At 49.8% G+C, this 13,628-nt stretch carries 7 protein-coding genes; 2 read left to right on the top strand and 5 right to left on the bottom strand.

Going from position 1 to position 13,628, the window contains the following annotated elements; all coding sequences use genetic code 11:
• Nucleotides 1–554 precede the first annotated feature (554 nt).
• Nucleotides 555–4,307 carry a DUF6443 domain-containing protein gene (locus AC1DYT_RS05565; RefSeq protein WP_477468652.1) on the bottom strand — a complete coding sequence of 1,251 codons (3,753 nt, stop codon included), beginning with the start codon at nt 4,305–4,307 and terminating at the stop codon, nt 555–557.
• A 26-nt stretch (nt 4,308–4,333) separates the two neighbouring features.
• Nucleotides 4,334–8,308 carry a hypothetical protein gene (locus AC1DYT_RS05560; protein WP_477468651.1) on the bottom strand — a complete coding sequence of 1,325 codons (3,975 nt, stop codon included), beginning with the start codon at nt 8,306–8,308 and terminating at the stop codon, nt 4,334–4,336.
• Between the two features lie 515 nt (nt 8,309–8,823).
• On the opposite strand from AC1DYT_RS05560, the gene AC1DYT_RS05555 reads away from it, so the two are divergent.
• On the top strand, nt 8,824–9,192 hold the full coding sequence (locus AC1DYT_RS05555; RefSeq protein ID WP_477468650.1) for a hypothetical protein: 369 nt from the start codon (nt 8,824–8,826) through the stop codon (nt 9,190–9,192).
• 59 nt (nt 9,193–9,251) lie between these two features.
• Here the strand turns inward: AC1DYT_RS05555 and AC1DYT_RS05550 are convergent, their stop codons facing one another.
• The 3 genes from AC1DYT_RS05550 to gatB all read right to left on the bottom strand — a co-directional run bounded on the left by AC1DYT_RS05550 (nt 9,252) and on the right by gatB (nt 12,643).
• Nucleotides 9,252–9,947, bottom strand: coding sequence for a response regulator transcription factor (locus AC1DYT_RS05550; RefSeq protein WP_477468649.1), 696 nt, complete (start codon nt 9,945–9,947; stop codon nt 9,252–9,254).
• Between the two features lie 105 nt (nt 9,948–10,052).
• Complete coding sequence (locus AC1DYT_RS05545; protein ID WP_477468648.1) at nt 10,053–11,171, bottom strand: redoxin domain-containing protein; 1,119 nt, start codon at nt 11,169–11,171, stop codon at nt 10,053–10,055.
• A 2-nt stretch (nt 11,172–11,173) separates the two neighbouring features.
• The gene (gene gatB, locus AC1DYT_RS05540) at nt 11,174–12,643 is read right to left on the bottom strand and encodes an Asp-tRNA(Asn)/Glu-tRNA(Gln) amidotransferase subunit GatB (protein WP_477468647.1); all 1,470 of its coding nucleotides are present in this window, start codon (nt 12,641–12,643) and stop codon (nt 11,174–11,176) included.
• Nucleotides 12,644–12,920: 277 nt separating this feature from the next.
• Between gatB and AC1DYT_RS05535 the strand changes: the two genes are divergently transcribed.
• Nucleotides 12,921–13,445, top strand: a complete 525-nt coding sequence (locus AC1DYT_RS05535) for a hypothetical protein (protein WP_477468646.1) — start codon at nt 12,921–12,923, stop codon at nt 13,443–13,445.
• The last annotated feature ends 183 nt before the right edge of the window (nt 13,446–13,628 follow it).

Raw genomic sequence — 13,628 nt, 5'->3', positions numbered from 1 at the left:
ATATTAACCTTCATTATTAGTCATTAATAACGCAAGGAAAAATCAAATTCATCGCGCAGTTCTGTTAGACCGTTTCCCCAAATGTCACACATTTTGTCACACACTTTGGGATACGCTCACAATGAACCATCTCCTGTACCATAAAAAAACCTATTATTTCATACTGTGGGAACATTAATGAGTAGAGTTGCTTACTATTGTAAAAATAACGGGAGGAAGAATCAATATGATTATCACTAAAATACCCTTGTAAAATCTTTTTGCAGGATTTTCATCTTTCCACTTAAACCTCAACTCATTATACTTTCCTCCATACTTTCGGTAATTAATATAAAAGAGCAAAGCGAATATTGTTGCTCCAACGTACCCAAAATCCCTGAAATGTATCTCTCTGGTTGTTTTCTCGATAACAACATTCGCTATTAAGTTGATAGCAATTCCAATAGTCAATCCTTGAGACACCGAAATAACAGAAATAGCCGGTAGTCCCCTTCTTCCGCTTCTATTAAAAAAAAATTGAGTTGTTCTATAAAAAATATAGTCAAAAAACATTTTCAATTATGATTAATAACATTATCTACTCCATCGCCTATACGCTCTGTTATTGTCTTGCCAGTAAAAACACCTACACCCAAATCAAATGCCGCATATGCCAATCCAGCTACTGGAAAGGCCATTTCTAAACTGTAAATCGTACTTTTCACCCAAGTTCCGGCAGTAATCCCTTGTTTTCTTTGCGAATCTTCGTAAAGCGTGAACCCTATACTTATAGTACCCAGTGCATATCCCGCTACATTTGCATGTAAAGCATCTCTTAATACTTCTGCCCTTGCTATGCGACCAATACCGACAGTCTTAGCGCTTTGCCTCAGTCCCAAATTAATCATCGTTCCTTCTGCACTCATGTAGCCTGCCCAAGAGGACCGAGCGTTAAGATCACTTTGACCGGAAGCGGTAAAACCCTGCAAAAAATCAATTGCGCCCTTGCCAGGAAACCACCCCTCTTTATACGTACCAGCTGCATTACCACCTAACCCTGCAGCCGCCTGAAATACAAATATAGGATAGCAATTCCCTATATCCTGACCATTTGAACCGGTTATTGACTCATGCTGACCGTTATAGTAGCCGTAACCTGCCACGACAAAACTTCCTCCTTGTCCGTCTCGGTACACAATTTGCTCTGTCTCCAGCGCAAGAACAATATCATCCGTGTTGGAACCTACGCCTCGCAGTCTGTCGGTCCATACGGCAGAGTAATTCCCTCCGCCGCGGCCTTGTGAGTAGAGTTCACCATCCTGCCGCATATCCGGTGAAATATTCGACCCGAATATACTTTGATGCCCCGACCAGGGATAATAGCTCGACGAATTGTCGATTTCCGTCTGTACTTTATCCCCAAGGGGGTCATTAAACATCACCGGATTATTGTTCCCATACTGGTAAGGGCTCAAATCTATCGCGGATTCCGGTATCGGGTCTACTGCTACCCAGCGGCCCAAAGCAGCGTCGTAATTTCGGAAAAAAGTTTGGTAATAATCTGGCAGGTTCGCATAATCGTTCTGCCATTCGCTGCCGCCGTTGTAGAGCTTTTTATTGCTTCCGCTTGTTACCGTGCCGCCCGGCATTACCAGCCCATAGGCGTAGTAGCTGTTCTCCTGCACCACCTTGACGGTGCCGCCTGTGCCGGTGTTGTTGAAGCTGATGCGTGCGTTCCCTTGCTGGTCGGTAATGATGAATTCGCGCGTAAACGTGCCGCCGGAGTATATCACCCTCCCTTCAGGCATCGGGAAGTATTGCAAGGCGCTGCCTTCGAATACGAAGCCGTCTATATAATCGGTGGTCTTGATTAGCGTGGCCACACCGCTAACGTTGTCGTACTGCTGTTTCCGTATCAGTTGCCCGCCGGCGTCGTAATTAAAGTAGATATACCGGTTAGCCGAAAAGCTAAGTTTGAACGTAAGATTAATGGCATTATAGCTGATGCTGCTTATGCCTTTATATGGGTCGGCGGTAAGGTTGCCGTTCGCATCGTACGTGTAGTTGCCGGTGCTGCCCGTGCGGTTGCGAAAGCCGCTGTTGGTATAGGCGCTGCCGCTGCCGTCCGTTACAGAAAGCAGGCGGTTGGGGCTGCTGCTATCATAGGCGTAGGTAAGGTTGTCTATCGGCGTATGCCCGCCGCTGCCCTGCGAGGTACTGTCGCGGAACATCGTCAGGATATTGCCTCCTTCATCGTAGGTGATGCGGTTCTCGTCCCAGCCGTGCGTCACGCTGAAGTTGCCCGTTCCGGAGGTAGTGCGTTCGGCGTATATGGCTGCGGTATCGCGCCCGATGCGGTCGTAGAAATAGCGGTAGGCGCGTTCGTAGCTGCTACCGCCACTGCCGTCCTTGTTCATCCATTTCACACCCGTTAGCATGCCGTTATAGCGGGGCCGGTTGTTCAGCTTAGCATCGTACTGGTCGTACACCATCTGCATGCCGAATACATCATTGATGTCGTTGTTGGTCCTGCCTGTATCGCTGGCCAGCTTGCTGTTATTGATAGATAGCAGCTGCCCCCGTATGCTGTAACGCATGTCCAGATTCTGTAGCCATACCCCCGCGCTCACGTAGCCAAGGTTCTTTTTGATGACCTGCCCAATCTCGTTGTAGCTGTAGGCCGCGACCGAGGTCTTGCTGCCGGTGTTGTACTTCTGGCTGATATCGGTAACACGGTACATATGGTCGTACGTCATATAGGTGTACACGGTAACCGATCCGCTCGCGCCATATTGCTTGCGCACTTTGCTTGCCTGCGGCACGCCCGCAAAACTGGGCGTTACGGTCTTTACATCGGTAAGCACGGTATCGCCGGGGTGATACAGGTGGTTATTGCTGCGAACCTGTATGGGGTTAAGGCGGTTATCGTAAAAAGTAGCCGTGGTGAGCCAGTAATTCTCGATGGAGGTGCCGGGTTGCGCAAGCAGTGCCTTAGCGGTAATAGTGGGTACCCCTTTTAGCCTGGCACGGGTAACGCTATCTTCGCCCGGCAAGGCGGTATCGCTTTGCTTTGCGTAAAAGAAATCGTCATTGCCATCCTGGTTCAGGTCGTAATCGTCGTAATAACTGTATGCCAGCGGCGTAAGGTTAGTAGTGGGGAAAACGTTATTGGTATAATAGCCATTATTGGTAAGGGTACCACTGCGGCTCTCGTACCAGGTGGTATAGCTCAGCGTGTTTACGTAGGCCTGCATATTGGCTTGCCCGATGTGCGAAGTGGGGCTGGTGGTATTGTCCAGGTAGATGCCTGTGGCTACCGGCCTGCCCTTGGCATCGTATTTTATGTAGCTCCACTTGTTGGCTACCGCCTGCAAGGCATCCTGTGTCAGCACGGGGCGGCCGAGCGGATCATACACCATATAGCTCGTCCCTTTAGCCGGCACCTTCTTGCTGATGACGCGCCCGCGCCCATCATAGGTGTATTTGAATACAAGATTGCTGAGTGGCGTGGTAGCCAGCGTATAGCTGGAATTGGCGAGTAATAGGGCCAGGGCCTTGGGCGGCACGATGTAGCTGATGGCCCCGCCGTTGTTGTAAATATAATAGGTATCCAGGTTGCCGCTATCCAGCTTCTGGCGCTTGAGCACGGTATGCCCGGCCGGGTCGGTATAGGTAATCACCTTGGCCGAATCCTCATCCATCGCTTCTGTAACCGATAAGGTGTTGGCGGCGTAATAGGTGCTTGCCGTCAGCGTGCCGTCGGTATTCCATAGCAGGATGTTGCCGTCCTGCGTGGTGTTGTTGCTGCGGTAACTCGCCGTTTTGAAATGCTGGCTGCCGGTGGGCTGGAAACCTACGCCTACCGTACCCGATTTCAGCGGCCTTTGCAGCGGGCTGCTCTCGTACACCTGCTGGACGAAGGCATTGGTATCCCTGGCTATCAGATATTGCGAGGTGTTGTTGTAGAAGCTGCGCTGGGCAGTGAGCGCATTGCTGCGGTAGCGGCCTATCGTATCGGTGCTTTGCCCGGCGTAGCCCAAATAGCCTTTGATCTTCCTGCCCAGAGCATCGTAAACCACAGGCTGTATCATATCGTTCTGTGCGGGGCTGGCCTGCACGCCTATAGTTTGCACCGTACGGCCGAAGCCGTCAAGGTACACCCGGGTGGTCTGCTTATCCGTAAGCGAAAGCAAGCTGAATGCGTAAGTAGTGGTAACGGGCTTGCGGGCAACTTCCTGCTGCACGAAAGCGATCCTGGTTTGCGCATGGCCCTGTAGCGCATAGGCGGCAAGGGCTATGAAAAGCGCGTATATTTTCTTGATGCTCATTGGCTTAATCTTAATCGTTTATTGGCCTACAGGCAGTAATTGTATTGGTAAACTTCGAATGCGAGCGTGGTGCATGTACTCAGATTGGCATTGAACTGATAGGCGTTGGTGGACGAATACACCTTGCAGGAACCCCAGCAGCTACCGTTGAGGTTGACACTGGCATAACCCGTGCCCGTGCCGGAATTATATGCCGTCGCGCCGGTGAGGTACACCTTCACCAGGTAATTCCCCGGCGGCACGGTAGACGAGTTAAGCTGCGAGCCGGTAAACGTATACAATAGCGTGGTACCAGTCGCATCATAGAACCGGACGATGGTAATATCGCCTCCGCCGAATGTGTAGGTCGCATAGCTCAATGCGACCACCGGCGGCGGTGCAGTCGTCACGCCGACACTTATGGGAGTGAGTACTTTGTCACCGAAAAGCGGTGAATGCATAGTAGCCGAAACGGTTCTAGTCCCTGTACTTGCGTAAGTATGGTTTGGGCTCACCAAACCGGCGGTATTCGTGGTAGTGGTGCCGTCGCCAAAGTTCCAGTCTACAGTGGCACCTACCATGGCACAGTTGTCAGGGCCGACAATCGTGAATGCTACAGGTACGCCGCTGTAGATGTCGCCACTAGTTGTAATGGTAGAGCCGGCATACGTCTGCGCATCTACTTGCGTGAGGTAGGTGTTCTTCTGGATGATATTCTTATCCTGGTCGTAGGCGTAAAGCACGCGGCCCCAGTTGTCGTTAGCGAAGTAAGAGGAGATGCCGTTGGTGTTGGTCTGGGCTATCTTGTAGTTATAGGTCGCGTCGTAAGTGACTGTATTGGCTTCCGCTACGTTGGGGTAAAACAGCACGTCGTCTACGGTAATGTTTTGCTGCGAGGTGAAGCTGACGTTGAACGTGGTAGGCGCGGAAGGCATGGCCGAAACGTCGATCTTGAATTCGTAATATTTCCAGCCTCCCGCGCCGGCATAGGTCTTGCCCGTGGCCGTGCCGCCGTTCAGCGATACGTTGAGCGTATTGGTGCCCGTGGTGCTGTTTATCCAAAGCGAAAGCACGGCGAAATTCGTCATCGCGCTTTTGGTCAATGCGGGAGAAGTGAGCGTACGGGTGGTAGCGGGCATCCCATACGACAGGCCTGCATGGCTGCCAACTGCCGTGAAACTGCCCGTGCCGCTTATGGTGAACGCGCCGGCGTTGGGGTAAGCGCTGAGGTTATCGAAATCGCTGAAAGCTACCTCCGCAGGCTTGGCGTTAGCAAAACTCGCTATCGGTCGGTTGGAATAACGGTCGATAATGGTGGTGCTTACGTTCTTGTTGTCATCGTCGGCGCTCATCAGGTTGCCGAGGTCGTCGTACTTCGTAAAGTTCATGGTGGTGAAATACCTGCTATCAGGCGTAGAGGTATTCGCCGAGGTATTGATGGCGTACGGTGTGAAGGAAGATGCCGCAAGGCCGTCGAGCTGTACCAGTTTCATCTGCTTTGCTGGCATGTAACGCGTATTGCTGCCCAGCGTAAAAGCGCTGAACAGGTTAAGCGAGCCGCCGGTAACCAGGGTGGTGCTACCCCTTGTTACCGTCTGGTAGGTTTCCACCGGCAGGTTCATGTTGAGGCTTTTCAGGTAGTAAAGCGCGTTAACATAGGCATTGCTGCTGGTAGCGCTGGCGTAGTCTTTCACGTAGGTGTATTTAGTGGTATAGGTGCTACCGTTATTGTCCGTGGCAATCTGCTGCGTCATCAGCTTGTGGTTGGCGCTACCGTAATAATAATTTACGGTGCTGGTCTGCGCCTGGCTTAGCGTGGCCGAATCGTACACCTTGTTGACCACCTGCTTGCTCAGTTCGCTGGTATTGTAGTATATGGCGTATTTATTATAGGCTTTCATCGACAGAGAGCCGAAAGAAGCATCCTCGTAGCGGAATGCGGTGATGGCCGAAGGCGTATAGGAACGCTTGTATTTGTAGGTACTCTCGCTCACTTCGTTCCCGGCTTCGTCGTAGTTCGTCACCTTCTGCAGCATCCCGCGCTCGAAATCGTAGTTGGTGGCTGGGATGAAGGGATACGAATAGATATCATTGCGAACGTTCCAGCTCCCGCTGGTGCAGCTGTTGCGCGCTACATTGTTTACGGTGCGGTACCATTCGGTGCCGCAACTGTCGCAGGCCGGGGCCGCGTTGCTGTCCCAATAGCTGGCCGGGACGTAGTATTGGTAAAGCGTGCTGCCCGCGCCTGCCTGTTTAGTGCGCACGTAGCTATACATGATGGTATGGTCGTCTTCTGATAAGTCGTCTTCTGATAGTACGGTGATATAGTCCCAAAGCGTTTGCCCGGTGTAGCTCCCGTTATAGGGCAGCGTGAACGCGAACTGCGGCATTGACAGGGGTTTTCCGCTGGAGTTGGACGTGCCAGGCACGACGTATTCGTAATTGCGGACAAGGTCGCTCGCTGAGCTGACGCCATTATTGTCGGTAAGCGTCTTTACCCGCACGCCGCCGCCGGTGACGCTTGCACCGGAGGGGACGTCGAGATACGTATTCTGTTCGTAGGTAATCGTGGTCTTCGCGCCCAGTGCGGTGCTGACGGTAAGCAGGCAGCCCGCGCAGATATCGCCTTCGCCACTATTGGGCACCCGGCTTACCCCCGCAGTGGTGGTATAGCTGTAACTGCCACCGCCGGTAGAAGTATTGTAGACGCTATACCGCGGATACGCCGTATTGCTGGGATTGATGTACACCTTGGGCACCAGCTTGGTGTTGGGGATGTCGGTATAATAGCCCCAATAGTCCTGTTTTTTAGAGGAGGAGTCGGCAAGATAAGTGGTATAGAGCCCGTAACTGTCTTTCGTCTCCCCACGGTATGTGAACGCATAGTTCACAGGCGTGCTGCAGCCGGATTCATAAAAATTGCGCAGGAAGAACCGTGCATAACTGGAATTGAAATACGTAACTTCTGAATAGCCGAAGTTGAACACCCTGCCGAAGCCGGTGATGGCCGTTATTACGGTTTGCCCGGTCTGCCCGGGGCTTGAAAGCGTACCTCTTGAAAAAGAAAGGCCGCCATAGCTGGTGTTAACGTCGAATGGGTATATCGTATTGAGCCGCCTGTCGGTAACGGCGGTCGTCATCGTGTATTGCGGGCTTGGCGTAGCAGAGCCGGAAAGGTAAAGTTTGAGGCTGTCCCTGCCGTTGCGCACCGGCACGCTGGCATAGGTCAATCCCACGCCGTTCCCATTAGGGTCGGCTATACTGATCAGGTTCCAGCTGTTGTAATAGGTGATGCCGTTCTGATACAACGCGTATTTGCGCCCGAAATAGGCTGGGGTGCTGCCAGCCACCGCTTTCTCGGTAACCATTACCGGCGCACCGAAGGTATATTTGATGCCCTGGCTATTGGTGATTACGAAAGATTTTATGAGGCTGGCCGTATCGCTTGAGCCACCGATAGTGGTGTAGCTGAGCACCAGGTCCTGGTAGTCGATGATGCGGAACTGCGTGTTCACGCGGTCATATACGAGCTTGCACGACAAGCCGGGCGCGTTGACGTAAAAGATATCGGGTTCGGTATCTTCGCCGCTATAAGGGGCGATATAAGTATTGATGTAGCTGAGATCCGTCCCTTCATCCGTACAGTTGTTGTTCGTATTGGCTATGCTGAAGCCGGAGATGCCGCTGTAATGCGCGATATTCATCCAGCCGACACGCGCTGCCGATGAATTATCCTTCGTTACGTCGTCGGGCAATCCACGTACCGAGCGGCTGATCTGGCCGCCGGCCAATACGTTCCAGCCCATCCCGGCTGAGCCCTCTACTTCCTTCAGCTTGATGCCATTGGTGCCGTATGACAGGCTCACAGGGATGGCCACCTGCCCCCGGCTGACGGTATAGATCGGAAGGTTGACATTAAGGCCTCCGGTAAGCATGTTCACGTCGGCGGTGCTTTGCGCGAACAACCTGGCAGGAAGGGCCATTGCGCAAATAAAAAACAGCAGTAAATGTTTCTTATTCATTTATTAAATTGTGTATGGTTCAGGAACGTTTGGCAGGCCTTTGTTCACCCGCTAATATTATTGGCAATATTATAAAGAGTATTTGATGTTTTATAGGGGATTGGAATATTTTTATTTTATTGAGAAAACAATAATATTTATTCCTCTGAAATAATTAGCAGATGCCTGCAATTTCCTCCAAAAAACAACAGCAGGCTATTTCCCTTGCGAATTGCGCTAAGGGGCTAAGCTTTAATCGACCTTAGCAATCCTATAAAATACGTTGCGAATCCATCCTAATGCAGCCCCCAACCGATGAGCACCCCATCCCTACCGATAAACCCCGAAAAACTACCGACGAGGAGGCGGTTTTTCCCTTATTTATTGATTATAAGGCTTTAACGACTACAATCTACCGCCCGTCTATACAACCTGCCCGATGGTCTATTTCGTTTTAGGGGACTATTTTTTTGTTGTTGCTTTGGGTATTGAAACAAACGAGAACAATTATCCAACACACAAAAAATAAAAATATCATGAAAAAAGCAATCAAATTATCAGCCCTTTTATTGTTAGTAAGCACCAGCATTTTTGCAGCAACCGGCAAAGTAAAACCCGCACAAGATGAGGTAACCGTACAATCGGCAGCCAAACCGATGGTAGTAGCCATCAGCATACAAAAAGAAAGCGTGGGCAAATCGTACGTAACGTTTTTCGATGCAGATAGCAACGAACTGATGACCGACTACCTGCCCGCCAAAGATTCTGTAGCAAAAAACTACAATTTATCTGAGCTGGCACCTGGCACTTACACCATGGCCGTAACATCAAACAACCAGGTGGTTAAAAAACAGCTTACCGTTTTTGAAGAGTATGGCGTAAAAACATTCATGTTTTTACAATAACAGCAAACACCCCTAAAAAGCAACGAGGCCCCGGTTTTTACCAGGGCCTCGTTTTTTATTTAAATGGCTTCGAATTTGTAGCCTACACCTTTTACGGTGGCTACAACGTCGTCGCCCAGCTTTTCGCGCAGCTTGCGGATGTGTACATCTATGGTACGGTTGGTTACCACTACCGAGTCTTCCCAAATGTTCTTCAGGATTACCTCGCGGGTGTAAACCTTGCCGGGTTTAGAAGCCAGCAGGTAAAGCAGCTCGAACTCTTTTTTGGCCAATACCACCTTAACGCCGTCTTTATACACCAGGTAGGCTTCGCGGTCAATCACCAGGTTGCCAATTTCCAGCTTGTTATCTGCCACCTCTTCGGGCGGGGCGTTGCGGCGCAGTATGGCGTTTATACGGCTTACCAAAGCGCGCGGCTTGATAGGCTTGGCAATGTAATCGTCGGCGCCTACGTTAAAGCCGGCAATCTCAGAGTACTCCTCGCTGCGGGCCGTCAGGAAAACCATAAAGGTGTTCTTGAACTCGGGCATGGTGCGCATGATGCGGCAGGCTTCTATGCCGTCCATCTTGGGCATCATAATATCCAATACGATCAAATCGGGGAGTGTTTTCTTGGCTTCGGCAACGGCTTCCTGCCCGTTACGGGCCGAAAATACCTGGTAACCTTCTTTTTTTAGGTTGTATTCTATCAACTCTAAAATATCGGGTTCGTCGTCAACAATCAGAATTTTTTGCTTTCCTGTGGTAGTGCTCATGCAGGTTAATTTTTTTGCATAAATGTATAACCTTAATACCAGTTTATGGTTAACTACATATTAACAAATTGTTAAGTAGCGAGAAAGCTTAACCTTGTGTTTAGGCTAATTAAACGTCTTATTTAAGAAGGCCTCCAAATCGGCACCGGTAATATTCTTAGCCGCGATGTTGCCGTTAGGGTCGATAATGTAATTAGAAGGGATGGCAGATACCTGATATAGGCGCTCGGTTGGCCCTTCAAAACGCTGCATTTCAGATACATGCATCCAGCTCAGGTTATCGGCTTTAATAGCACCTTGCCATGCGCTTTTTTCTTCATCGAGGGATATCCCTAGTATATTAAAGCCTTTCGGGTGGAACTTTGCATACTGTTTAACCACGTTGGGGTTCTCGCGGCGGCAGGGAGCGCACCACGACGCCCAAAAATCGAGCATCACATATTTGCCTTTATAGTCGGATAATTTCACCTGCTTGCCATCGATACTGGTCATGGTAAACTCCGGCGCTTTATGCCCAACCGATACAGGTTTCACGGCATCCATCTGGCGGATGAAGGACCGCACTGCCGGGTTATCTTTAAAATCACCTTTAATAGTATCGGCGTAAGCAACCAACTCCTGCTCGTATTTTATCGGGTCCAGCGAAGTAGCCGCGTAAAAGCCGGCAAGCGAGTGCTTGTTCTTATCCACAAATTTCAAAACCTCGTGGCTGTTATCGTCCAGATTCTTCAGGAACTCCGGCATGTATTTCTTAACCACCGCATCTTTCTTTTCCTGGTCGAAGCCGTCAGTTTCGGCACGGAACTGGTCGGTCAGTTTGCTATTCTTTGAGCCGTAGTAATTGCTTATCCTGTTAAACTCTTTTATCTGTACCGAAGCATCCGAGCCGGAGATATCGTAGGCATGCGTAGCATCGTTCAAATCGGTGCTGAATTTAAAACTTTCGCCGTTTTGAGCTACAAAATCGTATATATCGTCGTTGATGCTCAGTTTGAACAGGTTTGCATAAGGGGCGTTGTATTTGAATTTAAAGCCGCCGCTTCCATCAAGCGCCGCAGAGTCTACCTTCATTACGCCTACGCTATCAGTAGCCAGCAAAAACACTTTGCCGGTTTTGCCCGGATTTTTTACGGTGCCGGATATGGTAAAGGTGTCGCTATCCTTGCACGACGTTAAAAACAGGGCTGCGGAAAAAAACACGGAGGCAATCAGGCGGATCTTCATTACTATTTAGATTCTAGTTCCTTTATTAAAAGCTGGTTGGTTTTCTTTGGGTCGATCTTGCCTTTAGATATTTTCATAATCTCGCCCATAAACAAGCCTAAAACGCCCTTTTTGCCCTTTTGGTATTCGATAACCTTATCCGGGAATTTAGCCAGCGCGGCGTGTATGAACTCATCCAATTGCGACGAGTTGTCGCTAATAAGCAGGTTAAGTTCCATGGCTACATCGGCTGCGTTCTTGCTGCCATCTTTAATCAGCACCGGGAATATCTTATGTGAGGCAACCGAGTTGTTCACCTTGCCCTCGTCTACCAATTTTATCAGCCCGGCAAGGGTGGCGGGTTTTAGCGGGATATCGGCTATATGGATGCTATGGTCGTTGATGTAAGAGCTTACCGCTCCCATCAGCCAGTTGGCGGCAGATTTGTAATGATCGGTATGCTTGATAATTTCTTCGAAGTAAGCAGCAAACTGTTTATCTGCTGTGATAACCGCCGCATCGTAATCAGATAACCCAAGCTCAGTAGTAAACTTGGCGAACAGCTCTTTAGGCAAAGCCGGCATTTGGCTGCGGATATCTTCCAGGTAAGTTTCGGTAACCTGTATCGGCAACAGATCCGGCTCGGGGAAGTAGCGGTAATCGTTCGCCATCTCCTTAGAGCGCAATACGGATGTTTCGCCGGTATCGGCATTAAAGTTCAAAGTATTCTGGTCTATATGACCGCCTGCTTCTATCACCTCCACCTGTCGTGCAAATTCATGCTCAATGGCGCGCTGCACGTTACGGATAGAGTTGAGGTTCTTTACTTCGCAACGGTTGCCGTATTCGGGCGCACCGTGTAGCCGTACCGATATATTGGCATCGCAGCGCATGCTGCCTTCTTCCATGTTGCCGTCGCAAATATCCAGGTAACGCAGCAAGCGGCGTACCTCGGTCAAAAATTGGCCGGCTTCTTCGGCGCTGCGCAGATCGGGCTGCGATACGATCTCTATCAGGGGTACCCCTGCCCTGTTCAGGTCGATAAGCGAATATTCATCGTGCTGATCGTGTGAGCTTTTTCCGGCATCATCTTCCATGTGGATGTGATGGATGGCGATATCCTTAGCGGTGCCGTCGGCCAGCTTAACGGTAACATGGCCGCCAATGCATATGGGGTGCTGATCTTGCGTGGTTTGGTAGCCTTTGGGCAAATCGGCATAGAAATAATTCTTGCGTGCGAAGGTATTGTTGAGGTTGATGGCGCAATTGCAGGCCAGGCCCATCTTAACGGCGTACTCCACCATTTTTTTGTTGATGCGCGGCAAAGTGCCGGGGTGCCCCAACGAAACGGGACTCACATGCTCGTTTGGACCCGCGCCAAAAGCAGCCGAATCTGAAGAGAATGCCTTACTTAAAGTAGATAATTGCGCGTGTATCTCTAATCCTACTACTAACTCGTACTTATCGCCCACGCCGCCTGTTAGAACTGCCATATAATATATTCAGCTGCTGTACAGCATTGATTTGACCCTGCCAAATATAATGTTAATTATATTTTTTGCGTGGTTTTTTTCAAATGCATTACCCGTATTGCAAAAAACAGCTACAAAGGCAGTCATTTACCCTCATTTATCTAATAGGGATAATACTTTTACTTAAACAACAAAACCGGGCCTTTTTACGGTATATTTATAATTTCCTAAACCTTTTGATGATTATGGTGTCTGTTATACAAAACTGTTAATAACAAGTTAACACATATTCAAAACCATGAAAAAGACAATATTAGGGATGCTGGCCGGATGCTTAATCCTTGCCGCATCGTTTACGAAAGCAGATGCACAGGTTAGCGTTAATCTTAACGTTGGGTTATGGAACCCACCTGCAGAATATTCTACCGTTGAGTATTATTACCTGCCCGACGTAGAAAGCTATTACTATGTACCCAAACACCAGTACGTTTACATGGACGGCGGCACCTGGGTGTTCCGCAATTCGTTGCCACCAAGATATAGCAGCTACAATATCAACAATGGCTATAAGGTGGCAGTAAACCGGCCGCGGGCTTACACTTACTATACAACCGACCGCGTACGTTATGCCAAATATAAAGGTTATAACAAACCAATGGTGGTGCGCGGCAACTCGTATGCAGCGCATAACAAGCACTACGTACGCAGAACCACGGTTGTAAGAACCTATAATGGCGGACCAGGCCGCGGCCCGGGAAACGGTGGCAACAAAGGCCACGGTAACGGCAACAAAGGCCATGGCGGCGGCCACGGCAAACACTAAACAGAAAGCTATTTAAATATGAAGGCCCTCCGAGCGATTGGAGGGCCTTATTTTTGTAACCAATTCTTTACCAGCACGTCTTTGCGAGGAACGAAGCAATCCTCGGCAAGCAGGTCGGATTTGCAAAGCGGAATCCCTCACCACCACGTCATTGCGAGGATCGGCGCGTGGGCCTGAGTGGTG

This window comes from Mucilaginibacter sp. P1_D10 (genome assembly GCF_056406215.1).
This window is presented reverse-complemented; position numbering and strand designations above follow the sequence as displayed.

Excerpts from the sequence above, each read along its gene's own strand:
- AC1DYT_RS05565 (WP_477468652.1), bottom strand. The coding sequence starts at position 4,307 with ATGAGCATCAAGAAAATATACGCGCTTTTCATAGCCCTTGCCGCCTAT.
- AC1DYT_RS05560 (WP_477468651.1), bottom strand. The coding sequence starts at position 8,308 with ATGAATAAGAAACATTTACTGCTGTTTTTTATTTGCGCAATGGCCCTT.
- AC1DYT_RS05555 (WP_477468650.1), top strand. The coding sequence starts at position 8,824 with ATGAAAAAAGCAATCAAATTATCAGCCCTTTTATTGTTAGTAAGCACC.
- AC1DYT_RS05550 (WP_477468649.1), bottom strand. The coding sequence starts at position 9,947 with ATGAGCACTACCACAGGAAAGCAAAAAATTCTGATTGTTGACGACGAA.
- AC1DYT_RS05545 (WP_477468648.1), bottom strand. The coding sequence starts at position 11,171 with ATGAAGATCCGCCTGATTGCCTCCGTGTTTTTTTCCGCAGCCCTGTTT.
- gatB (WP_477468647.1), bottom strand. The coding sequence starts at position 12,643 with ATGGCAGTTCTAACAGGCGGCGTGGGCGATAAGTACGAGTTAGTAGTA.
- AC1DYT_RS05535 (WP_477468646.1), top strand. The coding sequence starts at position 12,921 with ATGAAAAAGACAATATTAGGGATGCTGGCCGGATGCTTAATCCTTGCC.